Origin of the sequence: Paraburkholderia sp. MM5384-R2, assembly GCF_014201025.1 — a bacterium.
Lineage (GTDB): Bacteria > Pseudomonadota > Gammaproteobacteria > Burkholderiales > Burkholderiaceae > Paraburkholderia > Paraburkholderia tuberum.
The window spans coordinates 26,480-52,406 of the sequence record NZ_JACHDI010000005.1; the positions used below are offsets into that span (position 1 = coordinate 26,480).

The 25,927-nt window shown below is 56.9% G+C and carries 23 protein-coding genes; 18 read left to right on the forward strand and 5 right to left on the reverse strand.

Annotated features, from left to right (window positions below):
• Window positions 1–88: 88 nt before the first annotated feature.
• Window positions 89–265 (reverse strand): hypothetical protein, encoded by a 177-nt coding sequence (locus HDG37_RS10600; RefSeq protein ID WP_184046773.1) that lies wholly within the window; start codon window positions 263–265, stop codon window positions 89–91.
• Here HDG37_RS10600 and HDG37_RS10605 point away from each other — a divergent pair.
• The 9 genes from HDG37_RS10605 (at window position 264) to HDG37_RS10645 (ending at window position 12,427) form a co-directional block, all read left to right on the forward strand.
• Window positions 264–1,433 carry a polysaccharide biosynthesis/export family protein gene (locus HDG37_RS10605; protein WP_184046774.1) on the forward strand — a complete coding sequence of 390 codons (1,170 nt, stop codon included), beginning with the start codon at window positions 264–266 and terminating at the stop codon, window positions 1,431–1,433. The genes HDG37_RS10600 and HDG37_RS10605 overlap by 2 nt on opposite strands.
• 6 nt (window positions 1,434–1,439) lie before the next feature.
• The gene (locus HDG37_RS10610) at window positions 1,440–2,258 is read left to right on the forward strand and encodes an ABC transporter permease (RefSeq protein ID WP_184046776.1); all 819 of its coding nucleotides are present in this window, start codon (window positions 1,440–1,442) and stop codon (window positions 2,256–2,258) included.
• Entirely contained in the window at window positions 2,255–2,917 is a 663-nt protein-coding gene (locus HDG37_RS10615; RefSeq protein WP_184046778.1) for an ABC transporter ATP-binding protein, read from the forward strand. The genes HDG37_RS10610 and HDG37_RS10615 overlap by 4 nt, the downstream gene beginning before the upstream one ends.
• Window positions 2,914–4,086: a chain-length determining protein gene (locus HDG37_RS10620; protein ID WP_260334547.1), complete on the forward strand. Its 1,173-nt coding sequence runs from the start codon at window positions 2,914–2,916 to the stop codon at window positions 4,084–4,086. Before HDG37_RS10615 ends, HDG37_RS10620 begins: the two co-directional genes overlap by 4 nt.
• A 161-nt stretch (window positions 4,087–4,247) precedes the next feature.
• On the forward strand, window positions 4,248–5,519 hold the full coding sequence (gene wecC, locus HDG37_RS10625) for a UDP-N-acetyl-D-mannosamine dehydrogenase (RefSeq protein ID WP_184047383.1): 1,272 nt from the start codon (window positions 4,248–4,250) through the stop codon (window positions 5,517–5,519).
• Window positions 5,512–7,848 (forward strand): FkbM family methyltransferase, encoded by a 2,337-nt coding sequence (locus HDG37_RS10630; protein WP_184046780.1) that lies wholly within the window; start codon window positions 5,512–5,514, stop codon window positions 7,846–7,848. Before wecC ends, HDG37_RS10630 begins: the two co-directional genes overlap by 8 nt.
• Window positions 7,849–7,948: 100 nt before the next feature.
• Window positions 7,949–10,006, forward strand: a complete 2,058-nt coding sequence (locus tag HDG37_RS10635; protein ID WP_184046782.1) for a glycosyltransferase family 2 protein — start codon at window positions 7,949–7,951, stop codon at window positions 10,004–10,006.
• On the forward strand, window positions 9,999–11,096 hold the full coding sequence (gene glf / locus HDG37_RS10640) for a UDP-galactopyranose mutase (protein ID WP_184046784.1): 1,098 nt from the start codon (window positions 9,999–10,001) through the stop codon (window positions 11,094–11,096). Before HDG37_RS10635 ends, glf begins: the two co-directional genes overlap by 8 nt.
• A 248-nt stretch (window positions 11,097–11,344) precedes the next feature.
• Complete coding sequence (locus HDG37_RS10645) at window positions 11,345–12,427, forward strand: alginate lyase family protein (protein WP_184046786.1); 1,083 nt, start codon at window positions 11,345–11,347, stop codon at window positions 12,425–12,427.
• A gap of 113 nt (window positions 12,428–12,540) precedes the next feature.
• On the opposite strand, the gene HDG37_RS10650 is transcribed toward HDG37_RS10645, so the two are convergent.
• Window positions 12,541–13,218 (reverse strand): acyltransferase, encoded by a 678-nt coding sequence (locus HDG37_RS10650; protein WP_184046789.1) that lies wholly within the window; start codon window positions 13,216–13,218, stop codon window positions 12,541–12,543.
• Between the two features lie 823 nt (window positions 13,219–14,041).
• Between HDG37_RS10650 and HDG37_RS10655 the strand changes: the two genes are divergently transcribed.
• The 9 genes from HDG37_RS10655 to HDG37_RS10695 all read left to right on the forward strand — a co-directional run bounded on the left by HDG37_RS10655 (window position 14,042) and on the right by HDG37_RS10695 (window position 23,081).
• Window positions 14,042–15,211 (forward strand): nucleotide sugar dehydrogenase, encoded by a 1,170-nt coding sequence (locus tag HDG37_RS10655; RefSeq protein ID WP_184046791.1) that lies wholly within the window; start codon window positions 14,042–14,044, stop codon window positions 15,209–15,211.
• Complete coding sequence (locus tag HDG37_RS10660) at window positions 15,208–16,320, forward strand: glycosyltransferase (RefSeq protein ID WP_184046793.1); 1,113 nt, start codon at window positions 15,208–15,210, stop codon at window positions 16,318–16,320. The genes HDG37_RS10655 and HDG37_RS10660 overlap by 4 nt, the downstream gene beginning before the upstream one ends.
• Window positions 16,317–16,868, forward strand: a complete 552-nt coding sequence (locus HDG37_RS10665) for a hypothetical protein (RefSeq protein WP_184046795.1) — start codon at window positions 16,317–16,319, stop codon at window positions 16,866–16,868. The genes HDG37_RS10660 and HDG37_RS10665 overlap by 4 nt, the downstream gene beginning before the upstream one ends.
• Window positions 16,869–16,873: 5 nt before the next feature.
• The gene (locus HDG37_RS10670; protein WP_260334548.1) at window positions 16,874–17,845 is read left to right on the forward strand and encodes a polysaccharide deacetylase; all 972 of its coding nucleotides are present in this window, start codon (window positions 16,874–16,876) and stop codon (window positions 17,843–17,845) included.
• Window positions 17,842–19,155, forward strand: a complete 1,314-nt coding sequence (locus HDG37_RS10675) for a glycosyltransferase family 4 protein (RefSeq protein WP_184046797.1) — start codon at window positions 17,842–17,844, stop codon at window positions 19,153–19,155. The genes HDG37_RS10670 and HDG37_RS10675 overlap by 4 nt, the downstream gene beginning before the upstream one ends.
• A 5-nt stretch (window positions 19,156–19,160) precedes the next feature.
• Complete coding sequence (locus tag HDG37_RS10680) at window positions 19,161–20,246, forward strand: glycosyltransferase (protein ID WP_184046799.1); 1,086 nt, start codon at window positions 19,161–19,163, stop codon at window positions 20,244–20,246.
• Between the two features lie 11 nt (window positions 20,247–20,257).
• Window positions 20,258–21,733, forward strand: coding sequence for a glycosyltransferase (locus HDG37_RS10685; protein WP_184046801.1), 1,476 nt, complete (start codon window positions 20,258–20,260; stop codon window positions 21,731–21,733).
• A gap of 99 nt (window positions 21,734–21,832) precedes the next feature.
• Complete coding sequence (locus tag HDG37_RS10690; RefSeq protein ID WP_184046803.1) at window positions 21,833–22,543, forward strand: N-acetyltransferase; 711 nt, start codon at window positions 21,833–21,835, stop codon at window positions 22,541–22,543.
• Window positions 22,544–22,688: 145 nt separating this feature from the next.
• A complete protein-coding gene (locus HDG37_RS10695) occupies window positions 22,689–23,081 on the forward strand; it encodes a carboxymuconolactone decarboxylase family protein (protein ID WP_184046805.1) in 393 nt (130 codons plus the stop codon).
• A 95-nt stretch (window positions 23,082–23,176) separates the two neighbouring features.
• Here the strand turns inward: HDG37_RS10695 and HDG37_RS10700 are convergent, their stop codons facing one another.
• From HDG37_RS10700 to HDG37_RS10710, 3 genes are all read right to left on the reverse strand, one after another.
• Window positions 23,177–23,431, reverse strand: coding sequence for a hypothetical protein (locus HDG37_RS10700; protein WP_090805865.1), 255 nt, complete (start codon window positions 23,429–23,431; stop codon window positions 23,177–23,179).
• Window positions 23,432–23,639: 208 nt separating this feature from the next.
• The gene (locus tag HDG37_RS10705) at window positions 23,640–24,326 is read right to left on the reverse strand and encodes an HAD family phosphatase (RefSeq protein ID WP_184046807.1); all 687 of its coding nucleotides are present in this window, start codon (window positions 24,324–24,326) and stop codon (window positions 23,640–23,642) included.
• Between the two features lie 98 nt (window positions 24,327–24,424).
• A complete protein-coding gene (locus tag HDG37_RS10710; RefSeq protein ID WP_221311972.1) occupies window positions 24,425–25,870 on the reverse strand; it encodes a cytochrome-c peroxidase in 1,446 nt (481 codons plus the stop codon).
• Window positions 25,871–25,927 lie beyond the last annotated feature (57 nt).

Genomic DNA, 25,927 nt, shown 5'->3' on the forward strand with positions numbered 1-25,927 from the left:
CGTAAATAGAAGGTGATTGGATTTCCGTTTGTGAGTGGCGGCATGCCCCATTGCCTTGCAGCGTCCGTTTTCACGTTGGAAATTTGATTCATCCGTACCCGTTGGCGAAAATGGCGAATGTATTCGAGACGGAATGGTTTTTAAAAGGCGCGCTCAACCGGGCGGGCTTGCGTAACGCGAGGCGCTGGCTGATAGGGTCATGCGTGGTGAGCCTTGCGGCAAGCCCGGCGGAAAGACAACGCCAGATCCAGAATTCACGGTTCATGAAAAAAAATCTTTTGGTACTTTGCCTTCCCGCTGTGCTAACGCTTTCGGGGTGCGGGACATTTCCAGGATGGCTGCCGGCGTCGGGACCAAGCCGTCAGCAGATACAGGAGCAGAGCGCAGCGGGCAACGTCGAAGGCATCCAGATCATCGACGTCGACGACGCGATCGCGCGCAAGCTCGCGGCTGGAAAGCAACTCGGCCAGTTCTCCGATGTCTTTGTGAGCAAGACGGCCAATAACTATGTGATTGGCCTGGGCGACGTGATCGAAGTCACAATCTGGGAAGCGCCGCCTGCGATGTTGTTTGGCTCGATGTCCCCGGTTTCGCTGCCGTCGGCTGGAGCCGGCACGTCAAATAGCATCACGCTGCCGACGCAAATGGTGGCGGCCGACGGCACCATCTCTATTCCGTTCGCGGGCCGCATCGGCGTGGCCGGCCGCACGACCGAACAAATCGAGTCGAGCATCGTCAGCCATCTCAAAGGCAAGGCGAATCAGCCGCAAGTGCTCGTGGGCGTGACCAAGAACAATGCGTCGAATGTCACGATCGTCGGCGAAGTCAATACGAGCACGATGATGCCGATCACGCCGAAGGGCGAGCGTCTGCTGGATGCGATCGCGTTTGCAGGCGGTCTGAAGCAGCCCGTCAGCCATATGGCAGTGCAGCTTTCGCGCGGTGACACGACAGCGACGATGGCGCTCGATGCCGTGATTCGGGATCCGAAGCAGAACGTGATACTCAAGCCGGGCGACGTGGTGACGGCGTTGTTCCAGCCGCAGACCTTCTCGGTGCTGGGCGCAACGGGCAAAAACGACGAAGTTCCGTTCGAGGCACAGGGCATTTCTCTCGCGCAGGCGCTCGCGCGTTCAGGCGGGCTGAACGACAGTCGCGCGGACGCACGCGCGATTTTTGTATTCCGCTTCGAAGACGCGAAGCTGCTGGACAAGACCGATCCTTCGGTGAAGGCAAGCAATGGCAAGGTGCCGGTCGTGTACGAAATCAACCTTCGCGATCCAGCGGCGTTCTTCGTCACGCAGAATTTCCCGATTCAGAATCACGACGTCGTTTATGTTTCGAACTCGCCTGGTGCCGAATTCCGCAAATTCCTGACGTATGTCGTCATGGTTGCCGATCCGACGGTGACGTTTACTCATGATTTGCAGTAACGGGTTATGACGGAAAAAATTCGTACGCCGTTTGAGGTCACATTCGCTGTCTGGCGCGCCCTGTTTTTGAGGGAGGCGCTAGATCGCCTTTTTGAGGCGCGCGCGGCGTGGTTCTGGCTGCTACTCGAACCGATTATCTACATATCGCTTCACGCATTCGGATTCGAGACGCTTCGTATTCGACAGGTGGGTGGTATTGGAATCAACATGTGGATCATCGCCGGCTTCATCGGGTTTCTGCTCTGGCGTCGCACGTGGACTCAGGTGCTGCATGGAGTTGACTCGAACAAGGCCTTCTTCGCTTATCGGCAAGTGAAGCCTTTCGATGTCGCCATCGTCCGGGCAGTTCTCGAACTGTTCCTGATGGTGCCGGTTGCTATTGTCCTGATGTGCATCGTGATTGCCACAGACCATGCGATCACGCCAGACCTTCTCAACCCGGTCTGGCTACCCCAGGATCCGCTGATGGTGATGGCGAGCGTCATTGGGCTTTGGTTGCTTGGTCTGGGCTTCGGTTTGGCCACCTCAGTGGCCATGCGCTTCGTGCGCGAACTTGACCACATCTTCAAGATCATCTATTTGCCGCTCTATTACATATCGGGCGCACTGCTTCCATTGTCGATCCTCGTGCCGGAACCCTATCAGTACATCTTTGCCGCAAATCCCATCGTGAATGGTCTCGAATTAATGAGGCAGGGCTTTATGCCATCGTACCGAACCATGGAGGGGATTAGGTTGGGCTATTTGTACGCATGGGCGCTGGGGCTCAATTTGCTTGGCTTGGCTCTGTACAGGCGTTTTTCGAAAAAGCTGGTGATGCGGTGATTCTCATCGAAAATGTTCATAAGCGTTACGTGTCTGAGCATGGGGCAGGAAAGTGGGTGCTGCGCGGCATCACTATGACGATTCCTACAACGAGGAGTGTCGCTCTGATTGGACGCAATGGCGCAGGAAAATCGACACTTTTACGAATCATCGGCGGTATCGATTTTCCGAATAAGGGTCGCGTTCAACGCCTATGCAAGGTTTCGTGGCCCATGGGTGCGGGCGGGCTGGAAGGAACGCTGAGTGGACGCCAGAACGCAAAATTTGTTTGTCGCGTGCACGGACATCAGGACGAACTTTCGGACAGACTAGAGTTCATTCAGAGCTTTGCAGAGTTGGGTGACGCGTTCGATCAGCCCGTCACGACATATTCCTCCGGGATGCGGTCGCGTCTGCAGTTTGCGTTGTCGCTCGCGTTTGACTTCGACGTATTTATTTCCGACGAAGTTACGGCTGCCGGCGACGCCCGATTCAGGAAAAAGACTGCTGAAGCCTTCAAAAACAGAACGAGTCGCGCAAGCGTGATCATGGTTTCTCACGACGAAGCGACGCTCAAACAATTTTGTCAGTCGGCGATCTGGATCGACGAGGGCCAGGCATATTGGTTCGACGATCTGGAGCAAGGATTGAACGCCTACAAAACGAAACTTCTCCCATGAAAGAAACAGTAGCAATCGAAAATTGGCGTTCGTCCGGTAGATGGACTGCAGCCTACGATAAAGTAAAAAACACATTGTTTTCCCTCCGGCTCTTTAAGCTGATCATTCGCTTGATGATCATCTTCGCAATCGTGTCGGTGCCATATTGGGTACTCGTGGCTTCCGATCGCTATGTTTCACAAGCGACAGTGATTATCCAGCGAACGGACCAGGTCAATGGGCCAAGCGTCGCAATTCCTGCACTCAGCGCCGCCGGGGGAACTGCCAATAGCGCCGATCAGCTCCTTTTGCGTGAGTATTTGCTGTCCCAGGACATGCTTGACCAACTGGACGCTGCTCTCGATCTGCGGTCGCACTACAGCAATTGGCACCGCGACCCAATCTCACGTATGTGGTTTAAGAATGGGCCGGAAGAATGGTTTTTCCGATACTGGCTAAACCGCGTCGACGTTGAATACGACGACTACAGCGGTGTATTGCGCATTCAAGCTGAGGCCTACGACTCGAAAACCGCAAAGGCGATCGTTGCGCTGATGGTCAAGTTGGGCGAGCAGCATATGAACGAGCTTGGACATCAACTCGCACAGTCGCAGGTTGATTTTCTGCAGAAGCAGGTCACTTTCGCACACGATCGTTTCCTCGACGCGTCGCGAGACGTTTTGAACTTCCAGAACGAGAAGGGGCTGGCGGCGCCTGCGTCCACGGCGGGCAATATGGATACCATTATCGACAGATTGGAAGGACAGAAGACGGACCTTCAGACGCAGATTGCCTCGCTGCCTGCAAACCTCAGCCCGAATCAGCCGACCGTCGTGATGCTTAAGAAGAATCTTGCCGCTCTGGAGCAGCAGATTGCGCTGAAGCGTGCCGAACTGGCGTCGCCTAAGAGCCGAACACTGAATTACACGGTTGAAGAATTCCAGCGTTTGCAAATGCAGGTCAATTTCACGCAAGACCTCTATAAAACTGCACTTTCTTCACTGGAGCAAGGGCGGATGGACGCGGCGCGCAAACTTAAAATGGTTTCGATTCTCCAGTCTCCGACCACGCCATCCTATCCGATGGAGCCGCAACGCTTCTATAACGTGCTTATCACAGTGCTTATCACGCTGGCATTGATCGGCGTAATCAAGCTGCTCGAAAGCATCATCCTCGATCACGTGGATTGAGATCGGCAAAGCGTGAGAACCCTGATTGTCGTCGGAAAACGACCGGGACGACCAAAAAGGGCGCCTCGGGTCAATTTATTGAACAACAATCAGGACATCGACAAGAAAGTCGGCGTAACGGCGCAGCACCGCAGCGCATTTGCGAAAATTCTGGTGAACGTATCTTGAACACAATATCAATAATAGGTCTAGGCTATATCGGTTTGCCGACTGCAACGTTGTTCGCGTCGCGAAAAATGCGAGTGATCGGTGTCGACGTTTCGGAATATGTCGTCGATACCATCAATCGGGGAAATATTCATATCGTCGAACCCGAATTGGATATTCTGGTTCAGGCGGCGGTTGGCGCGGGTTATTTGCGCGCGACCATGCAAGCAGAGCCCGCCGATGCGTTCGTGATTGCGGTGCCGACGCCGTTGACGTCCGAGCAGAAGCCCGACGTGAGTTGCATCGCGGCCGCAGCGAAATCGCTCGCGCCAGTGCTTGCAAAAGGCAATCTCGTCATTCTGGAATCTACGTCGCCAGTGGGAACCACGGAAAAGCTCGCGCAATGGCTGGCCGAGATGCGTCCCGACCTGACGTTTCCACAGCAAGCCGGTAACGATTCCGACATTCGCATTGCTTACTGTCCGGAGCGGGTGCTGCCTGGGCGCATCGTGCACGAACTCGTTGCCAACGACCGCGTGATTGGCGGCATGACGCACAAATGCTCGGAGGCGGCAGTCGTGCTTTACAAGTCGTTCGTGCAGGGCGAATGCGTGGTGACGCAGGTTCGCGCGGCTGAAATGTGCAAACTGGCCGAGAACAGTTTCCGCGATGTGAATATTGCTTTCGCCAACGAACTCTCGATGATTTGCGACGACCAGGGCATCGATGTATGGGAACTGATCCGTCTTGCAAACCGGCATCCGCGCGTGAATATTCTGCAACCGGGTTGTGGCGTGGGCGGTCATTGCATTGCCGTCGACCCTTGGTTCATTGTGAACAGCGCGCCGGAAACCGCCAGGCTGATCGCGACCGCGCGCTCCGTCAATGATACGAAACCTAAATGGGTGCTTCAGAAAGTCGATGAAGCAATCGCGGAACTGAAAACGGACGGGATGACGGCGATGGACATCAGCATCGCGTGCTTCGGTCTCACGTTCAAGCCGGACATCGACGATTTGCGGGAAAGCCCCGCCCTTCATATTGCAGAGGCGTTGGCAGATCGTCACGCAGGCAAGGTTTTTGTCGTCGAACCGAACCTGGAGAGTCTGCCGCAGAGCCTGACCGATCGTCGCGTTGCGCAAATGGATTTGAACGCCGCGATGGAGCGCGCGAGCGTTCTTGTGCTGCTGGTCGATCACTCGCAGTTCAAGAACATTTCTCCGCAATTGACCCGTTTTCAAAAACTCGTCGATACCCGCGGCGTCTGGAAGAAGAAACATGACTAACAATACTGGTATCAAAGAAGCGTTCGAATCCCGCGTCTCGGAACTTCAGCAGGAGAACGAGCTGTTGCTCGTTCAACTTCATCATGCGCAAGAGGAGCTGGAGCGCAATTATTCCAGGGCCCAACCTGCCGCGTCCAAACTGACGATTAGTTCGAATCCCGGTGTGGCGAATGCGTCCACAATCGCGAGCGGATGGGTCGCCGATGAGCTGCCGGAAATGTACGCGGAAAACCGACGCCTGCGGGCGCTCGTCGACGCGCAGAAGAAGATTCACGAGCGCGAATCGAATCACGCATTGAATGCTCGGCTAGGCAACATTCTGATCGAAGGCGTGGATGCACCCGGTTCGCTTCTTTCGGTGCCCGGCAAGCTCGTCAAGATATGGCGTCAATCGACTCGTCGGACTCCGCCAGCTGCGCTGGGCGGCAAAGATTTCAGTAAGATCATCGCGGCGTGGCAAAGCGGCGGTTTCAACGCTGTCGAAAAGGTGATGGGCGCACAGTCCATCGCTCCTGCGATGCAGGCCCAAGGCTACACGGCACTCGCCCGACACTTGGGAAAAGGCGATCGCGCAAATGCGGCGCAAGCGGCCCGCCGTGCCTATGACCTCGATCCGAAGGCGTTTCGTCTGAAGTGGTTGGCGTTCCGGCTGCATGAGGCCGGCGACGTCGTCGAAGCGGAGGCCATGCTCGAATTGCTGCCTGTCGACACTCAGTTCAGCGAGTCTGAAGCTCGTCAGGCCAAACAACTGCGCAATGAGGCAAAGCGTGCGCGCGACAGTGAAGCGAAGCAGAAAACCGCGTTTGCGGAGCGCCGTGCGGCTGCCGACAAGCAGTTGAGCGATCTCGCACGCGAACGTGATCAACAGTCTAGGCTCGCAACTGATCGGGCGCGTGAAGCTGTAGAACTGAAGCAGTCGAAGGCGAAGTTGGAGCAGGAAAAAGCCATGCTATCGGCGCGCTACGAATCGCAGGCGCGTCTGCTGGACCAACGCAATTGCGAACTCGAAGCGTTCAAGCAGGCAAACTCACAATTGCAGAAAGAGAACGTGATTCTAGTCGCAGAGCGCGATCAAAGCGAAATGGAATTGCGCGACGCGCTTGACGCGACGATTCGGAAGAGCGGCGATAACGAGTCGCTGCAGGCAAGTCTTCATCTGGTTCAGGAAGAACTGGAGCAGGGTCTTGCCGAGCGCGAGAGTCTGCAGCGCGTCAATGAGCAGCTTGAAGCGCAGGCACGCGAAGCGCAAGAACGCGCGCGGGAACTGGAATCTCTTCGGGCCACAAAGGCGACCGTCGAACAGGAACTGCGAGCGTTGGAAGTCAAACATGAAGTCGAGCGTCGCATCGCCGAAGAACGCCTTCGAGAACTCGACGCGCTGAGACAGACAAAGGCGCTGTTGGAGCAGGAAAAACAATCGCTGACCGAAGGACGCAACACGCAAGCGCGTTTAGCAGAAGAGCGTGAGCGCGAGTTGACGTCATTGAAGCAGGCGACGGTCAAGCTGGAACAGGAAAAAGCCGCTCTAGAGAAGTTGAAGCAGACGATTGTTCCCAAAGCAAATAAGGGCGATGCCGATATCGACGACTTGCTGGCCGATCTGGAGTTGTTCTTTAACGGCAAGGCGATTATCTACGTCGACGTCGGCGCCTATGTGGGTGACGTGTTCCTGAAGATCAAGCGTTCGAGCAAGAAATTCCGAATTCACGAAGCACATTTGTTCGAGCCTAATCCGAACAGCTACGCGCAACTCACGAGCAAGATCGCCGGCTCCGATAGTCCGGTCGTGCACGCGTACAACCTCGCAATTGCTGAATCGAGCGATGCGCATCGCTTCATCCCAGCAAAGAGCATGACCAAAGCTTTATCGGCTGATCTCGTGCCAGAAATTGGTCCAGGTGACGTGTTTACCGCGCGCTGCGTGAGCCTTGATAGTCAGGCTCCGATTTTTACCGATGGCAAGATCAATCTGCTCAAGATCGACGTCGAAGGCAAGGAAATGGACGTGCTCGCGAGTGCACGCAAATTGTTCGAGAGTCAAAGCGTCGACATTATTTATATCGAGGTCGGCTTCAATCGTTCTGGAACGCAGCAGACCTATTTTGCGGAAGTTGATCAATTCCTGCAGGCATTTGGTTATCGAGTATTGCGCATTTATGAGCAGAAGGAAGAATGGATGCGCGATTCCCCGTTGTTGCGTCGCGCGAACATTGCATATATGAGTGAACGGTTCGCAAATGCTCATCCGCTCAAATTGATGAAAGAGCTTCAGGAACTGAAGAACCGGCTCAATGAGCTAACGGGTGGCGTATTAAAATCGGAAGGATAGTTCACGTTGAATTTTTCGCAATATCGAATCCAACGGTCGATCTTTCACGACGAAACTTTAATTCGGTTAATCCAACAGCGTCTGTCCTAATGGGGTAGTGATGAGTATCAAGCAGGGAAACGACCTGGTTCGCGCTGGCGATCTCGCCGCTGCAATCCGGGAGTACAAAAAAATCGCGACTAACGATCCGCTGTATAAATTCGCCGAATTTAATATTGCGTGGGCTGAGAAAAAACTTCGCCTTGATCCGCCCGCAATTCCGGCAGTGCGAGACCTGCGTCGCGAAATGGGCCACGTCGGCCCAAAAATTTCGATTGTCATGCCGGTCTTTAATGTGGGGCCGTATCTTGATGCATGTATTCTGTCGGTCCGTTATCAGACTTATAGCAACTTCGAGCTGATTATTGTCGATGACGCTTCCACCGATAATGGCATGGAAATCATCAGGATGCACGCGGAACTGGATAGCCGCATCCGCGTGATTCATCTCGATCACAACACATTGGGCGGTGCGGGCATTCCGAGCAATATCGGTATCAGTGCTGCGACAGGGACGTATATCGGCTTTGTCGACAGTGACGACTGGATTACAGAGACGGCGTTCGAGAACATGGTCGCTGCTGCCGAGCGGCATCAGGCAGACGTCGTCATTGGTGGTTTTCGGACCTTCGTCGAACATAGTCGGCACTATTCGGAAGCGTACGATCTGCAGATGTTTGAAAAGATTTCGACCGATAAAGCTTTTACGGCAAAGTCTTTTCCGGAGGTATTCCGCACCTCCCCTGTGCCGTGGCGAAAGCTTTATCGTCGGGCATTTCTGGAAAACAATCAGATTGCGTATCCGGAAGGCGATTACTTCTACGAAGACAATCCGCTTCACTGGTTTGTGCTCGCGTCGCATGGCACGCTCGTCAAGGTCGACGACATTATCAGCTACCATCGGATGGCGCGCGAAGGTCAAACGATGGGCGCAGCCGATTTCAAGCTCGCCGCCATGTGCAGCCATATCAACACGATTGGTTGCTTTCTGGCCGATCACGTCGAATTGCCGGCAGATCAGCTCATCGTCGACGAGTTCTATGATTTCTGTTATCGCAGCAGCTGGATTTCGCAGCGTCAGGAGCGCGAAAAGGTCAAGGCAATTATGGGCAAACGCATTGCCCAGATCGTATCGAAAAATCAGAAACGGCTCCCGGCAAAGAACCTTCGTTCGAACTTCAATAGCCGTATCGAGGAGTTTTACGAAGGTTACGCGCAGCATGATCTGACCATCGTGATTCCCACGTACAACTGCGAGACCTTCGTTGAAGAAACGCTCAACTGCGTACTAAATGTGCCGGGCATCTCGACCAATGTCCTCGTGATCGACGACGGCTCGCAGGACCGCACCGCAGAGATTTGCCGCAAACTCGAGGAGCAGCACGACAATCTGCATTTCTTCCAGCAGAAGAATCGCGGAGCGGGGCGCGCACGTAACGCTGTGATCCCTTTGTGCACAGGGCTGTATACGTTCTTTCTTGACGCGGACGACGTTGTCGATGGCAGGGAGCTGGGTAAGGCCGTCATCGAAGCTAAACGGCACGGCAATGACCTGTATTTCATGAAATACAGAATCGAATACTACGAGAAGAACCAGGTTCGCGAGATGTTTAATGCGGACAAAGCGTTGTGGGAGAGCTTCCGTCACGCAAAGGACAACAATGAACTGCGCCGCATCGCATCGTCGCTGATTAACTATCCGTGGAATCGGATTATCAAGACGGAGTTGCTTCACGACGCGAATATCTTTTTTGGCGCGACGGTGGTTCATAACGACATTGCCTTCCATTGGGAAAGCCTGCTGGCGGCCAACAACATTGGTTACGGCGAAGGTGAGGTCTGCGCGCACCGCAAGTTCGAACAACGATCGCAAATCACCAATGTTTCGGACCATCGGCGTTTGGCTGCGTTCGATGCGTTGGAATTTACCCATCATCGCATCGTCAATCACGTGAACGGCACTTATCTGATCGACGTGTGGAACGAGTTCGCCAGCAACCTCGTGAAATGGGTGAAGGACCGAGTTCCCGAGGATTTACAGTCTCAATACGAGGCCAGGAAAGCGAAACTATTAGATCTGCTGGCAAGCCGGCAAGAAGAGGAAACCCACAATGTATGACTATCTGATCGTTGGCGCCGGCATGTTCGGCTCTACCTTTGCACGTCTGGCCGCCGATGACGGCAAGACCTGTCTGATAATCGACAAGCGCGAGCACATTGCGGGCAATTGTCACACGGAAGAGAAGGAAGGAATTCAGGTCCACGTTTATGGGCCGCATATTTTTCACTGTAACGACGAACGGATCTGGTCGTTCGTGAATCGCTTTTCACGCTTCAATAACTTCCGGAATCAGCCGATCTCCGTATCTGATGGGAAGGTCTATTCGCTTCCTTTCAATATGTACACCTTTAACCACATGTGGGGTGTGAAGACGCCGCAAGAAGCGAAAGAAAAGATCGCGTCGCAAAAACTCGATCTTCAAGGCCGCGAGCCACGCAATCTCGAGGAGCAGGCGTTGTCGCAAGTCGGCACGGATATCTACGAAAAGCTGATTCGGGGCTATACGGCAAAACAGTGGAAGCGCGACCCGAAAGATTTGCCGGCGTCGATCATCAAGCGATTGCCTGTGCGCCTGACGTGGGATAACAACTACTTCAATGACAAGTACCAGGGCGTGCCTGAAGACGGCTACACGGCCATGTTTGAAAGAATGCTCGAAGGGATCGAGGTGAAGCTCGGCGTCGACTATCTTGCTGATCGCGAAGCATGGAATGCGAAAGCGAAGACCGTCGTCTTCACTGGCAAGATCGATGACTATTTCGATTGTCAGTTCGGCGAACTCGAATATCGGACCCTTGATTTCGAGACCTGGGTAGAAGACACCGACAACTATCAGGGTAATGCAGTCGTCAATTACGGCGATTCCGAGGTGCCTTGGACTCGCATAATCGAGCACAAGCATTTCGCGCCGGGTAACAGGAGCGAGAAGACGGTAGTGACGAAGGAGATTCCCGCGACTTGGGCAAACGGAAAGGTTCCATATTACCCGGTCGGCGACGAGGTCAACTCAGACCGTTATGAGAAGTATTGCGAGCTCGCGGAAAAAGAAGACAAGGTTGTGTTTGGCGGACGGCTTTCTGAATACAAGTACTACGACATGCACCAGGTGATCGGGTCGGCGTTTGCGAAGTACAAGTCGATGGTGTGAGCAGAGACCGGTGCAGCGAATTCATCTTTTCCACTGCATGTCAGTTTTGCTGCGCCCGAAGTCAAAATTGACTGCAGGTGATCATGGTCAGCATTCGAGGAAACTTGATCGATCTGACGTGGTCAATTTTTGTAATTAACGAAACCCGAAGTCGTTCTCGATTTCGAATGTATTTCTCGCTTGATTATCGGCGCCGCTCCCTGCTTGACGAGCCGATTCCCGATGAATTCCTCGAATAAGGACGCTTGATGCTTGTACGAAACTTGATGTTGGCGCTATGCGCTTATGCGTTGTCATCCAGCTCAGCCTGGGCAGGGCCGGTCAGTCTGAACGGCGCTGAAGCTGAAACGCTGAAGCAATTAATTGCGCAGGATCGGGAGGCCGAGACGCTGTACAAGGGCATAGTCAAGGTTGCAAATGACGCGCTCAACGACGTTCCGCATCCTGTCTCAGTCATTGTTGGCGAAGGTCGTCTTGACTCGGACCCGGCGAAGATGGAAACAAAAATCGCGCTTAAGGACATGCCCAAGATTTCGGCTTTAGCATGGGCGTGGCTGGTTAGTCAAGACGGGAAGTATGCTCAAAAGGGGGGGGATTTCATTCTCGCGTGGGCTCGTGAAAATCGGCCCGATGGTGATCCTATTAACGAGACGACCCTTGAGCCGCTAATCGTAGGTTACGACATTTTACGGAGTCAGTTTTCTCCACGCGATCGCGTCACGGTAGACAACTGGATGAGGAACATGGCGGTAACCACCTGGAACGACTCCAGACATCGCACAGGGAATTGGCAGAGCCATCGCCTTAAAACGGTTGGACTCGTTGCCACTGTGCTTCAAAATAATGATCTCTGGAGTGCCGTCGAAGACGGGTTTAGGCAGCAGATGAATGCCAGTTTCCTGTCCGATGGGAAGAGTATCGACTTCGATCTGCGAGACGCAATGCATTACCATCTGTTTAGCGTTCAGCCGTTGCTGACGCTGGCGTGTGTCGCACATCAACGCAATCACGATTGGTACGGCTATCAGGCAAAGTCGGGCGCGTCACTTAAGCTTGCCGTAGACTTCATCAAGCCCTTTGCGTTAGGGCAGGAAACCCACACAGAATTTAAACATTCAAAAGCCAAGTTCGACCAGGTGCGCGCGGCCGCAGGGCAGCATGAATATGCGCCGCACATTTGGAGCACTTGCAACGCTGGACCGGTGTTTGCAGAGGCGAGTTGTGTTGATCCCGAAGCGGAGAACTTTGCTGCTAAAGTCTGGTGCGGCTCACCTCATAAAAAGTTCGTCAATTGGGAAAGCGTAGTGAACTACGTGAGAGCAGTCAAATAGTCGTGGTGGACGAAGACTCGACGATCTCGAGGCGTCCGCTAACGACAGTCACACATCAATCTGACAGATCGAGCTGGCCGGATAACAAATTATCATGTCGCCGGCTCGGGCTTTTATCTGTTGTCGTGATGCAGATTGCGACTCATCGCCAACTCATACTCTGGGATTCTTGCGCGGTCCCAGTTGACGCCCGTTTTGACCACGCGTGCTGGCGTACCGGCGATTGCGACGAATTTCTCCTCGAACTTTCGCGAAAGCAACGTGTTCGAACCCACGATTACGTTGCTGGATATCTGAGCGCCCTTAAGAAAAGTCGCTCCGGCGCCGATCCAGACGTGATCACCTACGACAATAGGGGTAGATCTATTCAATACTTCGCCCGTTGCAACGTTGAAGATCGTGTGTCCGTCCGCGCCACGGAAAAGAATGTTGGAACTCATCATGCAATCTTTTCCAATGGAAACGAAAAGATTTGCATCATCCACCAACGCAAAGCGTGCCCCTTCGATGGAACAACCCTCATCGATGAACAGTTGCTTGAATTTGCACGGGCAGGCGGTTTCGATCCTGGTATTTTTGATACCTTTGGAGTGAGTTCTTTTAATGGTGATCAGTGCAGCGCCGCCCGCCGAAATCCGGGTGTTGCGGAAAATAGACCCTTCTTCGATCTCGACGACGCCTCCGAGACGTCCCAGAAATTCGACCTCAAGTCCGTCTATACGGGGGTTTTCGATGATGCTGCCGTCGTTACAACGAAGACGATAGACGCATTTCCCCACTTCTACATCCATTACTAGCTCCAAGCGTATGCTTATTTCCGGGTGATCAGACATGCAATTTCAATCAGAAGCCGACGACGCGTTTCGAGAGCGATGCGAGCCACGACTTGCCGGAGCCGATGGGAGGGCATCCCGGCAGATTCTTCGCGAGGCAATTATACGATCACTGCTCCCAAAGGTAGTGTTTTGGTTCAGCCGACTTTCGGAAACTGTTGCGCGTGCGTCTTCGTCAATCGGCGAAATCTCGATTGCTGCGTGTTGTTTATCGACAACTTTTTGACGAAGTTAGATCGGCCCATATCGGCGATGCGTTGTCGTCGGTACGCCGGTGTTCCATTTAGCCTGATGCAGTGGAGTCTGTGTAGTGCGCCACCCACGGAATTCGACTCGGCGGCTCGTTTTGCCGACGCTCAAAATGATAAGATGGCGGCTCGGTTTTGAGCGGGCCGTCGTGGGGGCCGCTTCGGGATTGACGGGTTTGGATGCATTGACTTTTAATATTTTACTTCTTATCCCGGTTCTCAACGCTCCAAATGATCGATTAATTTCCAGTTGGCGCAGAGGGGATTTTTGGGGTATATCGAGACGTCGTTCGCTGCAATGCCGCTTGTCCCGGATATCGCGCAGCGAAGGATGATGGACGGGAGTGTGCTGAAAAGCCTTGATCGCTGAATTGAGGCTGGTAACAAGGTACAAGCCTCGCACAGGGAATGCGCTCTGCGCGTGGCGCAAGAGGTATGCGTAAACATAAAATATGCTGGTTGTGAAGAGAGCGTCGCATCTGGCGAAACGATGCAAATCCAGCCCGCGTCGAAAGGTTTTATAAGGTAAGCCAATGAAAATCGCAATCGCCGGCACAGGCTACGTCGGTCTTTCTCTTGCTGTATTGCTCGCTCAGAATAACAAGGTCATCGCGCTGGACATCGTTCCTGAGAAAGTGGCGATGCTCAACCGCAAGGAATCGCCGATCGAGGATGGGGAGATCGAGGAATTCCTCGCTCACAAGTCGCTCAACTTCCGAGCCACGCTCGACAAGGTTGAAGCCTATGCGAACGCCGACTATGTGATCATCGCCACGCCGACCGACTACGATCCGGAAACTAACTATTTCAACACTCGCTCGATTGAAAGCGTCGTTCGCGATGTGAAGGAGATCAATCCGCAAGCGGTCATGGTCATCAAGTCGACCATTCCGGTCGGTTACACCGAGCGCACGCGCGAAACACTGGGCACGCAAAACCTGATCTTCTCGCCGGAATTCCTGCGTGAAGGCAAGGCGCTATACGACAATCTGTACCCGTCGCGCATCGTCGTCGGCGAGCGTTCGGAGCGCGCTGAAGTTTTCGCCGAGCTGCTGAAGCAAGGCGCCGTCAAGCAGGACATTCCGACGCTCTTCACCGGCAGCACCGAAGCTGAGGCGATCAAGCTGTTCGCCAATACGTATCTCGCGATGCGGGTTGCGTATTTCAACGAACTCGACACCTACGCGGCGCAGCACGGCCTCGATCCGAATCAGATCATTCAAGGTGTGTGTCTCGACCCGCGGATCGGCGCTCACTACAACAATCCGAGCTTCGGCTATGGTGGCTACTGTCTGCCGAAGGACACGAAGCAACTGCTCGCGAATTACCGCGAGGTGCCGCAAAACCTGATTCACGCTATCGTCGAATCGAATGGCACGCGGAAAGACTTCATCGCCGAGAGCGTGCTCCGACGTAGCCCGAAGGTGGTCGGCATCTACCGGCTGGTGATGAAAGCGGGTTCCGACAACTTCCGCGCGTCGAGCATTCAGGGTGTGATGAAACGCATCAAGGCGAAGGGCGTGGAAGTGATCATCTACGAACCGGCGATGCACGAATCGAGTTTTTTCAATTCGTCAGTGGTCAACGATCTGGTTGAATTCAAGCGCTCGGCCGATGTGATCGTCGCAAATCGCATGACGGCCGATCTGGCGGACGTGGCGGACAAGGTATACACGCGCGATCTGTTCGGCGGCGACGCATGAACGATCCGCAACCGGCTCGCAACGACTCGACCGGCTCGCAGCTTCCCCGCATTCTGTTCTTCAACGTGAATGGCTCAGGCATGGGCCATCTGAATCGTTGTCTTTCGTATGCTCGGCGGTTGCGCGGCCGTGCCCGACCGGTTTTCTTTTCCCTCGCGTCGGCCATCGAGCTCATCGAAGAGATGGGATTCGAGGCGGATTATTTCGTTTCGCCATACTGGTCGACGAGCTCCACGTTTGCGTGGAATAGCGAGCTGGCTGTGCGTTTCGGCATGATGCTCGAACGCGTTCGTCCCGACGTAATCGTCTTCGACGGCACCTGGCCGTTTCAAGGGTTTCTGGCGACGTGCGAGACGTTCGGTTCGCCAGCGCTCGTCTGGTCGAACCGTGGTTTGCTCAAGGAGGGCGGCAAGACGGTCTCCGTGGACGAGTCGCGTTTCGATCTCGTGATCCAGCCCGGCGAATTGGGCGCACAGGAAAGCGAGCGGCCGCTCGAAGGCGGCGGCACGCGTGCGCTCGTACCACCCGTGTGCGTGCTCGAAGACGATGAGTTGCTTGACCGCGCTACAGCGCGCGAGGCGTTGGGCCTTCCGAAGGATTGCCGTTTTGTCCTGTTCGCGTTGGGCCCTGGCAATCTGAAGGATGTGGCAGGAATCGGCCACGGGCTGATTCGTGTGTTCGAGGCGGCCGGTTTCAAGGTAGTCTGGGTGCGTGCGCCCATTTCCGTGCGCGACATCGAATTGCCGGCCGGCGTGATGCCGCTGACGGTCTATCCGCTCGCGCGCTATTTGCGTGCGTTCGACGCCTTTGTCGGCGCCGCCGGTTACAACACCTGCTGCGAACTCGTGCAGGCGGGCGTGCCCGCGCTGCTCGTACCAAATGCGCAGCTCGCCGACGATCAGGTGCGTCGCGCCCATATGGTTGCCGACGTTATGCCGGCTGTGGTGTCTGCCTGCGAGACCGATGACGAACGCGAGGCTGCGGTCGGTAGACTGCTCGATATGCTGAACGATACGCCCGCTGACCGCGCAACGATTCGGATGAACGGCGCCGTGCTCGCAGCGGAAAAAATCCTCGCTTTGGCAGCAAGACGGGAGCGCCTGCAGTGAGCGTGATTGCAGAAGCCAAAGCATTGCGGCGTGAGGTGAAAGCGCTCGCGGCCAGACCCGAATGGGATCTGCTCGTCCGTTACGACCTGCTCGGGAAAAAACCGCCTTCGTCATGGCAGGAGCGTGTTTGGCGGCGCATTCGGCATTTGTTGGCGTCAGCAAATCTGATTTCACCGCACGTAACGCCATATCCGTGGCTGCCGACCCTCAAGCACAGGCCGCTTTCTGCCGATGTAAAGACAGTGATGATCTGGGCGCTCGGCGCCGATCGTCATCAGTTGCGCGCCGCATGCGAGGGCTTGTCGGAAAAGCTTCAAGGCGGCGATGATCTGGCGCCGGTTCTGGTGACGGATATCGCCGATTTCGCCTTTTATTCCCGGCTGGGTTGGCTGGTGGAATATGTGCCGTCATTAAGCGGCGAGGGCCCATCGCTACAGCAGAGAAAGCAGGCGTATCTCGCGTGGCGCTATCGAGATGCAATCGTCCTGCCTTTGAGCGCTGGTTTGGCCAGCGACGCGCAATGGCATGCATTGCTGAAATTGAGCTGAGAAAGATGCAAAAGAATCGTTATGCCATGTTGACGGTCGACGCCGAAGCGCTGCCCAAACGCGCGCCGCACGATCATGTCAAGCGGCTCATGTGGGGCGTACACGAGCGTGGAACCGCGGGAATTCGTGAAATGGCCGAGATTGGCGACGAGTTCGGCGCCAGGCACGTCTATTTCGTCGATCAATGCGGCGCGTGGTCGTATCTGGAAGAAACGCGCGAAGTGGTGCGCTGGCTCGATTCCGTGGGTCAGGACGTGCAACTGCACACGCACCCGGAATATTTGCCCGATTCGTTCTGGGCCGAGCATGGACTCGCGCGCCGTCCGCAGTATATGAATCAATATACCGACGACGCACGCGCCGAGTTCGTCATCAAACATTTTGGCGGGCTTATCTCGGAGCAAACCGGCAAGCCGGTTCTCGCGCATCGGGCAGGTTCGTTCCGCTGGAATGCGTCCACGATACGCGCCTTGAAAGCCGCGGGCGTGCAGGCGTCGTTCAACAATTCGATGTGCGCCGTTCACGCGAAACAGGCCATTTTCAGCGAGCCGACGAATCTGCCGTACGCATGGTCGAACGGTGTGATCGAAGTACCGATGACGGAAAAAAAGATCTTGCCGAAGGTCGGCAAAGACGAATGGTGGGCGCGCCTCACGTATCCGGAGTCGCCGTATTTCCGCTTCCGTCCCTGGTGGGGCAAATTGCTGCTCGATGCGTTCAGCGGCAGCCCGACGTTTTCCATTTTCCTGCTGCATTCGTGGTCGCTGCTGTACTGGGATGAAAAGGGCTACGCGACTTATCGCGACGATCAACGTGTCGAGGGCTATCGCAAGCTCTTGCGCCGTCTGACAAAAGACTACGACGTGATCACGACCGCCGAATTTCTCGACCTGCACGCGCGCGGCAAGATCAGGGTGTCGCAAACGGTCGATCTCGCACGCGCGGAACTCAAGCAGCAGGGGACCGTGCGGGCATGAGCAGCACATTCGATTCTCTGCAAACGTTCGTTAGCGAGCCGTATTTGGGATTGAGCCGTTGGCTAACGGTCCGCACGCTGGATCGCAAGGCGAAGCGGCGTGCGCCCGCCGCGTCATTCGACGCTGGTGCCGGGGCGCTTCTGTATGTGGCCGCGAGCGCGTTGCCGTATCACACGAGCGGCTATACGACGCGCACGCACGAGATCATTCGGGCAATGGCGTCGGCGGGCGGGCGCGTGCATGCGATGACGCGGCCTGGATATCCATTTGATCGGATCGACCGTTTGCGCGACGCGTTGAGCGAAGAGACCCAGGTCGATGAAGTACGGTATCTACATGCCGCGGGGCCAGCCAATAATCGGCCGGTGCTGCTGTATGCGATGCAGGCGGCGCGCGTGGTGGCGCAGTGGGCGAAGCAACATCGCGTGTCGGTCATTCACGCTGCGTCGAATCATGTGAACGCATTGCCGGCATTGCTGGCGGCGCGCCAATTGGGCATTCCGTTTCAGTATGAAATGCGCGGCCTGTGGGAACTCACGCGTATTTCGCGCACGCCGCACTACGAAGGTCGCCAGAGCTTCCAGCAAGGCCTCGAACTCGAAGGGCTCGTCGCGCGCCACGCGGATCGTGTGTTCGTGATTTCAGAGCAACTGGGACGCTTCGCGCGCGCGCGCTGGGGCATCGACAAGGAACGCATGTTCCTGCTGCCCAACTGTGTCGAACCCGAGCGATTCGTATCGCCCGCGTCGCGTGAAATAGTGCATGACACGATCGGCTATGCGGGCTCGTTGATGGCCTATGAGGGACTCGACACCCTAATCGACGCCGTGGCGCAACTGCGCGCACGCCGCGTGCGGATTTCCGTGAGCCTCATCGGTGACGGTGAAGCGCGGTTGTCGCTCGAATCGCAGGTGCAGCGGCTCGGCTTATCGGAACAGATCCGCTTTCTGGGCCGCATGGCGCCGCAAAAGGCGCAGGAAGCCTTGAGCCGCTGCGCGCTGGTCTGTATTCCGCGCAAGCCTTTCAAAGTCTGCGAAATCGTGCCGCCGATCAAGCTCGTCGAAGCGATGGCACTGGGAAAGCCGGTGATCGTGCCGGATCTGCCGGTGTTTCGCGACGAAATGGGTGATCGTCCCGCGGGCTGGTTTTTCAATGCCGGCGACGCGACCGATCTTGCGCGCGTGATTGAGGCAGCAATAAGTGATCGCGCGGCGCTCGCCGCGCTCGGCGAACAAGCAAAAGAATACGCGACCACACAGCGTTGCTGGCGCGATTTTGTCATCAAGGCGCTACCAAAAAGTACGGGGTGAGGGGAATGGTTGGCAGGGTCATTAGAAGACTGGGTTCACTGGTCTACGACTATCCAAAAGTATCGGAAGATATCGAACGAGACGGGCCATTTGGCCGTCTGAAGATTGCGCTCGTCACGGACTATTTCACGGCAGACTGTCTGTCTGCCGAATGCCGTGTTCGTGTGATGACGCCCACGAATTACCGCGACGTCATCACTAACTGGAAGCCGGATCTGGTGCTCGCCGAATCCGCATTCCACGGCGTGGACGGAAGCTGGCGCTACGAACTGGCGAAGCAGCCGAAAACGTTGCGCCTCACAAAGCCGATCGCGATTTTCCGTCTGGTCGATTTCGCGAGGAAAGCTGGCATTCCCACGGTATTCTGGAACAAGGACGACGGTCCGTTCTTCGAAGCGTTCATCGACGTGGCGAAGGCGTTCGATTACGTCTTCACCACAGATGAAGAATGCCTCGCACGCTATCGCCAGCAGGTGCCGGCGCACGTGCCCGTGAATACGCTAATCATGCCCTTTCAGCCGGCTTTTCATAGCTTCACGGGCTTCAATTTCACGCGCAACGAAGTCTGTTTTACAGGCAGCTATTACCGGCGCATTCTGAATGAGAGGCGCCGCTTTCTCGACATGGTGTTCGAAATCTGCGAGCACAACGAGATGCCGCTCAATGTGTTCGACCGGAATCACGACCGGCTGTCGCGCCATTTCGAGTTCCGCTTTCCGAAGACAAGCCAGATGCGCCTGCATGGCAAGGTGCCACATCGGGAAACGGCGAACGTCTACAAGTCGCACGCGGTTTCGATCAACGTGAATTCGGTCACGAGTTCCGAAACGATGTTTTCGCGCCGCTTGCTCGAGATTCTAGCCTGCGGGGGTATTGCTGTGACGAACCCGAGCCGAGCCGTCGATCGCCATTTCCGCGATTTCTGTCACGTTGTGAATACCTATGAAGAAACGCGCGATCTGTTCGCGCAACTGCGTCACGGACCTTCGCGTGCGGACCTCGATCGCGCCGAAGCCGGTGCGAAATACGTGCGAGAGAACCATACCTGGGCACATCGATTGGAAGAAATCTGCGCCGTCGTGAATCTTTGAGGGACCTCACGATGCTCGCATTGCTTTCCTGGTTTTGCCAGGCAGTTTTTCTCGTCGTGGTCGTCTATTTTGCGCTGTACGTGCTCCTTGAATTGCGGGTCTTTCTGATTTCGCGAAAGGTGGAGCGGCGCAAATTGACCGAACTCGAGCATTCGGCTGCCGAAGCCAACATCGATTGCCGGCCGTCGGTGAGCGTGCTGCTGCCCATCTGCAATGAATCAGAGGTAGTGGAGCGTCTGATCGATGCCGCCTGCCGTCTGAGCTATCCCGCGGAATTGCTCGAAATTCTGGTGCTCGACGATTCGTCGGACGGCACCACACAACTCGCGCGCGGGAAAGTCGCGCAATACGCGGCGCAAGGCGTCGATATTCGCCTGCTCAGGCGGCCCGACCGCAAGGGCTACAAAGCGGGTAATCTCGTCAACGGCATCCAGCAGTCGCGCGGGGAATTCTTCGCTATTTTCGACGCGGATTTCGTGCCGCCCGTCGACTTTCTGCTGAAGACGATTCCGTGTTTCCGCGACCCAAAACTGGGATTCCTGCAAACGGGCATCGGTTACGAGAATCGCGACGTGTCATTTCTGACGCGTTTCCAGGCGATGGAAATGGGCCATCAGCAATACGTGACGGTCGGCCTGAGCGAGGATGGCGACATGGCATCGCTCAGCGGCAGTTCGTGTGTATGGCGCAAGGCGTGCGTCGATGCGTTGGGCGGGTGGAATGCGTCGACCGTCACGGAAGACGTCGATCTCGGTTATCGCGCGCAATTCGGCGACTGGAAATACGCTTATTTGCGCGACGTGGTGTCGATGTCGGTGCTGCCCGAGACCATTAGCGCATTTCGCATTCAACGCGAGCGTTGGGGGCGCGGACTAATTCATAGCGGCTTCAAGCATGTGAAGCAGATGGTGGTGCAGCGCATGCCTCTGATGAAGCGAATGCACGCTATCTCCGTGATGTTTTCGTCGGTGCTGCTCGCGTCGATCTATGTACTGATCTTGCTGAGCCTGCCGCTTACCTATTTCGTGCATTTCGATGCCGCATTCATGCGCTGGGGGGCGTTTACGTTCTTCGGCCTGGCTGTGCTCTGGGGGCTCGAAAATGCGCTCGGTGCGCGCCGCGGGGCACGTTTCGATGACAAGCGGAGCGCCGTGAAAGACTTGTGGGACACCTACCGCTATATCGCGATGTTTTTGCCGATGGCCTGGTACTACTTCGTCGGCGGCGTGCGTGCTCTGTTCGGCGTGTATGGCGACTTTCACAGAACGCCGAAAGGCACGAATGGCTATCGCGCCATCATGCCGCGGATCAATACCGTGTTGCTGGCGGGCGAGGTCTTCAGCTTCCTCTATTCGGCGATTTCGGTACTGCTAGGATTCAAAAAAGGGAATTATTTTTTGATTCCACTGAATGTGACTGTGTGCGTCGGTTTTGGCATGGTGCTTTATTGGACGTGCAAGGAAAAGCGAACTTTTAAAAGATACTGACTTCCTGTCAGCTTGGCCAATTATGAAGACCAGTGCGCGCTCGCGCGCCTGCCGCGCTAAACACAAAGAATCAACAAATCCACGAAAGGGCAGTCTGCTATGTATGCCGTAGAACCCGCACGTGCGCACGCGCCCGCTCGCGACGACGAAGCGCTCCTCCTGCGCTTTCGCGCCGCGCGCGCCGACGATGCCGAAGCATGCGCGCCGCTGATCTTCGCATCTGGCGTGCGTGAATTCGGTTTCTTTCTCGGTGAGCCGACCGAAGCTTGCATCGAATTTCTGGCGTTTGCGTTTGCCTCGAAGCTCGGGCGCTTTTCGTATCGACGCCACCGTGTGGCCGTGACCGGGGACGATCAGCCGGTCGCGGTGCTCGCGCTGCATGACGGACGCCACACATGGTTCGACGATCCGCACGTCGCGCTGATGCTACTGCAGTTCTTTGGCTTGCGCCGCACGGTTCGCATGCTGCTGCGCGGTCTCGTGCTCGAAAGCGAATTGCCGGCGCCAAAGTCGTCGCAGAGGTTGATCGCCCACTGCGCGACGCATGAGCGCCTGCGCGGCACAGGTGTTTTCAGCACGCTGTTTGCGGATGCGATGCGCGCGGGTGAACTGATGAATTTGCAGGCTCGCGCGGGGCGTGGCGAACGCGATCGGCAGCAACTCGTGCTCGATGTGCTGATCAGCAACAAGCGCGCATACGCGCTCTACCGGCGTCTCGGCTTCGTCGAATTGCCGCGCCGGGCGCCTGTCTCACCGCGTTTGCCGCGAGAACTCGAGTCGGTGCGGATGGAGTGGGTCAGGAAGGATTGAGAGGCGCGGCGGGGTACACCTAACGCTGTCCACACAGGCCTCTGCTCACACGGTCGGCGGCCTCTTTCATTCGCCTCACGCATCCGCCACTGCAAGTGCACAATACCCCGACGCACACCCCCAACCGACACGCCAAGGAGCCCGCATGACCCAGCCCAAAGCCATCGAATACACGGACGCATCACCCGAAGTCAAAGCCGTCTACGACGACATCAAAGCGACCCGCCAGGTCGACGACGTGAACAACTTCTGGAAGTACATCGCGCAGCATCCGCCGACCCTCGCGCGCACGTGGGACAGCCTGAAGGAAGTGATGGCGCCCGGCGCGCTCGACCCGCTCGTCAAGGAGCTGTTATTCGTCGCGGTCAGCGTGACGAACAACTGCGGCTATTGCGTCGCGAGCCACACGGCGGCGGCACGCCGCGCCGGCATGACCGACGAGATGTTCGGCGAGCTGCAGGCCATCGTCGGGATGGCTAACGAAACGAACCGGCTAGCGGTCGGCTATCGCGTGCCAATCGATCCGGCCTTCGAATAACACCATGAAGCGCGCGATGCGGCCCGATCGTACCAACCCGGGCCGCAACCCATGCATGATTGCGCCGTCGTACGCAACGGCGCTGGGCCTCGTCCTTACAGCGGCACGATCTTGACCGGCTCCGGATGGCAGACCGGGGTGTAGACCGGCCCGCAGCCGTAATGCACGGGCTGGCAGGGGTTGTAGGAGGGCGGGTTGTAGTACGACGGGCCGCGAACCGGCGGTTTTTCGCCGTAACACGAAGGCGGGTATTCGTGCGGGAAACACGAGTGGCCGCCGCGCACGGACTGTGCGGCTGCGTGGTCGAGGTCGTCGCAGCGCGACAGGTCGGCAAGGGTCAAGTTGGACATGATGAATCTCCGGCAACGTTGGATGGGTAGCGAGCGCGCAAATGCTTTGCGCCCGGGCGTTCCAGTTGCACGCACCATGCCATGCGGGGGGATTCAACGTCTGTGCTGGGTCGAGCGCTGATCGACCGTATCTGCGCAGTCGAAAACTGATCGGCGTTGGCCAACTTGCGGCAAGCCGGTGTCGTTCAACCGCCAACACGTCGGTCGATCAGCGCGTGCCCCATCCCGCGAGCAACGCCGGTAGCTCGGCCATCTCCCTGAACACGTGCACCGCGCCCGCGCCATGCAACGCGGTCGCGCTGCTATGACCGAGGTGCGTCGGGCAATAGCCGAATACCGTCGCGCCGGCCGCGACGCCCGCGGTCGCGCCCGTCACCGTATCCTCGATGACCGCACAGCGTGTCGGCTCGACGCAGAGTGCCGCGGCCGCGGCGAGGTAGACGTCGGGAAACGGCTTGCTGCGCGGCGTTTCGTGGCCGCTGAAGATGCGTCCGTCGAAGCAGTCGAGGATGCCGGCCTTCACGAGCTGCAATTCGATCTTGATGCGATCCGCGCCCGACGCCACCGCGATGCGTCCATTCAACCTCTGCTGCAGCGCGCGGACCGCGAAAGGCGCGCCGTCGATCGCGCGCAACTCATTGTCGAGCGCCACGTTGCGACGCGCGCGGAACTGCGCCAGCCACTCGGCCGTGATCGCGAAGCCGGTGCGCGCCTCGATCAACGCGGCTTCGTCCCTGACCATCTTGCCGACGAAAATGCGCATCGTCTCTTCGACGCTCAAATGCCAGCCGAGCTCGCCGAGCATCTCGGTGAGCACTCGGTTCGTGATCGGTTCGGAATCGACGAGCACGCCGTCGCAGTCGAAGAGCACGGCGTCGAAAGGAAAATCGGCCATCGGGGAGGGTAGGGATAAGGTCGCGGACCGGCAAGGATACCGCACCGGGCCGCGTGCCGCGGCCCGGAAGCTGCAGCGGCGGCGTCCAGCGCGGCTACTCAGTCCTTGTACCCGTCGCTCAGCGTCTTCATGAACGCGATGATGTCCTGGATGTCTTGATCGGTCATCGCGGGCTGGTCGCCGAACTTGCGGTCGAACGGCGCATCGGCGACATCCACGTTCGCATGGTATTGCGGCGGCAGATCGTCGTACTTCTGCACCTTGCCCGACGCATCCCGCGGATAGATTCTGTCCGGCGACGTATTGCGCAGGTTGTAGAAGTCCAGCACCTGCTTGAGGTCGTGATACACGCCATTGTGGAAGAACGTCTTGCGTTCGGCGGCATTGCGCAGTGTCGGCGTCAGGAACATGCCGCAATACTGCGTCTGCCTGGCCATGTCGGTCCGGAAGGGCCCACAAATGCCCATGTCGTAGAACTTTGGATTCCTGTTCGGCGCAAGTTCGCGATTGCGCGGCACGCCGAGCGCTTCATACTGCGTGTCGGTAAAAAGAGGTGGAAGGCCGTCCGACGTCGGCTGGCTCAGGTGGCAACCCGCGCAATTGGCCTTGTCCTTGTCGTTGAACAGACGCAAGCCACGTAGTTCGGCTTGCGTGAGGCGTGCACGTCCTTCTAGCCAGGCGTCGTATTTGCTCGAGAATGGATGGAACGCCGGGTCTTCGAATTCATACCGACCGATCGCGAACATGGCTTCCGACACGAGCAGATCGGGATCGTTGACGACATGCGGACCGAAAAGTTGTCTGAGCGTATCGATGTGCTTCGAGTGCCTTAGCTTGTCGGCAACCGAAGCCAGATCGGGGTTCGCCATCTCGACCGGGTTGGTCAGCGGCCCAAGCGCCTGGTCCTGCAGCGTGCTTGCCCGGCCGTCCCAGAAGAGTCCCCCTTGCGGCACCATAGCCGGCGCGGCAGGCGCAACGCCCGCGGTTTTCTGGGCGCGCTGCACGCCTAGCGCGGCCGAGGCCTGCGTATCGAGGCTGACCGGTGCGGCGTCGGTATCGCCCTGATCGGGACCGATGCTGAACGGCGCCTGGCGATACAGGTACGCGAGCGATGGCACCGGCCGATAGCCCGCTTCCGTCATGTGAAGTCCGCCTGGTTGTACCGTCAGGTCGTTGGGAGGCGAGAAAGCGTGCGCGGCGCTGTGGCACGACGCGCACGACTGTTTGCCCGACGCCGAAAGCGACGGATCATTGAACAGGTCCCTGCCGAGTACCGCGACCGCGCTAAGGGGCGCGACGGGGGGACGCAGGAGCTTGACCGGATGGGCGTTGAGACCCGTCAGATTCTCGACCGTATCGCCGATCGCCGCGGGCATACGCTCGGGATAGATCAGTGCGTAGCCAACCAGAGCGACGCCCAGCAGCACGATCCCCAGCACTATCCGAAGGATCAGGCGACGCCGCGTGCTGCTCGCAGCGCGAGGGGACGGGGCGCTTGCGGTGGGTAGTTGCGAAGACAAGGTGGCGTTCGAACGACGATTCATGGCGATAGCGGTAGTCAAGCTGAACTGCAAACGAGCACGTCGAGCCACCGTACCGGC

Excerpts from the sequence above, each read along its gene's own strand:
- HDG37_RS10605 (WP_184046774.1), top strand. The coding sequence starts at position 264 with ATGAAAAAAAATCTTTTGGTACTTTGCCTTCCCGCTGTGCTAACGCTT.
- HDG37_RS10600 (WP_184046773.1), bottom strand. The coding sequence starts at position 265 with ATGAACCGTGAATTCTGGATCTGGCGTTGTCTTTCCGCCGGGCTTGCC.
- HDG37_RS10610 (WP_184046776.1), top strand. The coding sequence starts at position 1,440 with ATGACGGAAAAAATTCGTACGCCGTTTGAGGTCACATTCGCTGTCTGG.
- HDG37_RS10620 (WP_260334547.1), top strand. The coding sequence starts at position 2,914 with ATGAAAGAAACAGTAGCAATCGAAAATTGGCGTTCGTCCGGTAGATGG.
- HDG37_RS10630 (WP_184046780.1), top strand. The coding sequence starts at position 5,512 with ATGACTAACAATACTGGTATCAAAGAAGCGTTCGAATCCCGCGTCTCG.
- HDG37_RS10635 (WP_184046782.1), top strand. The coding sequence starts at position 7,949 with ATGAGTATCAAGCAGGGAAACGACCTGGTTCGCGCTGGCGATCTCGCC.
- glf (WP_184046784.1), top strand. The coding sequence starts at position 9,999 with ATGTATGACTATCTGATCGTTGGCGCCGGCATGTTCGGCTCTACCTTT.
- HDG37_RS10645 (WP_184046786.1), top strand. The coding sequence starts at position 11,345 with ATGCTTGTACGAAACTTGATGTTGGCGCTATGCGCTTATGCGTTGTCA.
- HDG37_RS10650 (WP_184046789.1), bottom strand. The coding sequence starts at position 13,218 with ATGGATGTAGAAGTGGGGAAATGCGTCTATCGTCTTCGTTGTAACGAC.
- HDG37_RS10655 (WP_184046791.1), top strand. The coding sequence starts at position 14,042 with ATGAAAATCGCAATCGCCGGCACAGGCTACGTCGGTCTTTCTCTTGCT.
- HDG37_RS10660 (WP_184046793.1), top strand. The coding sequence starts at position 15,208 with ATGAACGATCCGCAACCGGCTCGCAACGACTCGACCGGCTCGCAGCTT.
- HDG37_RS10670 (WP_260334548.1), top strand. The coding sequence starts at position 16,874 with ATGCAAAAGAATCGTTATGCCATGTTGACGGTCGACGCCGAAGCGCTG.
- HDG37_RS10675 (WP_184046797.1), top strand. The coding sequence starts at position 17,842 with ATGAGCAGCACATTCGATTCTCTGCAAACGTTCGTTAGCGAGCCGTAT.
- HDG37_RS10680 (WP_184046799.1), top strand. The coding sequence starts at position 19,161 with ATGGTTGGCAGGGTCATTAGAAGACTGGGTTCACTGGTCTACGACTAT.
- HDG37_RS10685 (WP_184046801.1), top strand. The coding sequence starts at position 20,258 with ATGCTCGCATTGCTTTCCTGGTTTTGCCAGGCAGTTTTTCTCGTCGTG.
- HDG37_RS10690 (WP_184046803.1), top strand. The coding sequence starts at position 21,833 with ATGTATGCCGTAGAACCCGCACGTGCGCACGCGCCCGCTCGCGACGAC.
- HDG37_RS10695 (WP_184046805.1), top strand. The coding sequence starts at position 22,689 with ATGACCCAGCCCAAAGCCATCGAATACACGGACGCATCACCCGAAGTC.
- HDG37_RS10700 (WP_090805865.1), bottom strand. The coding sequence starts at position 23,431 with ATGTCCAACTTGACCCTTGCCGACCTGTCGCGCTGCGACGACCTCGAC.
- HDG37_RS10705 (WP_184046807.1), bottom strand. The coding sequence starts at position 24,326 with ATGGCCGATTTTCCTTTCGACGCCGTGCTCTTCGACTGCGACGGCGTG.
- HDG37_RS10710 (WP_221311972.1), bottom strand. The coding sequence starts at position 25,870 with ATGAATCGTCGTTCGAACGCCACCTTGTCTTCGCAACTACCCACCGCA.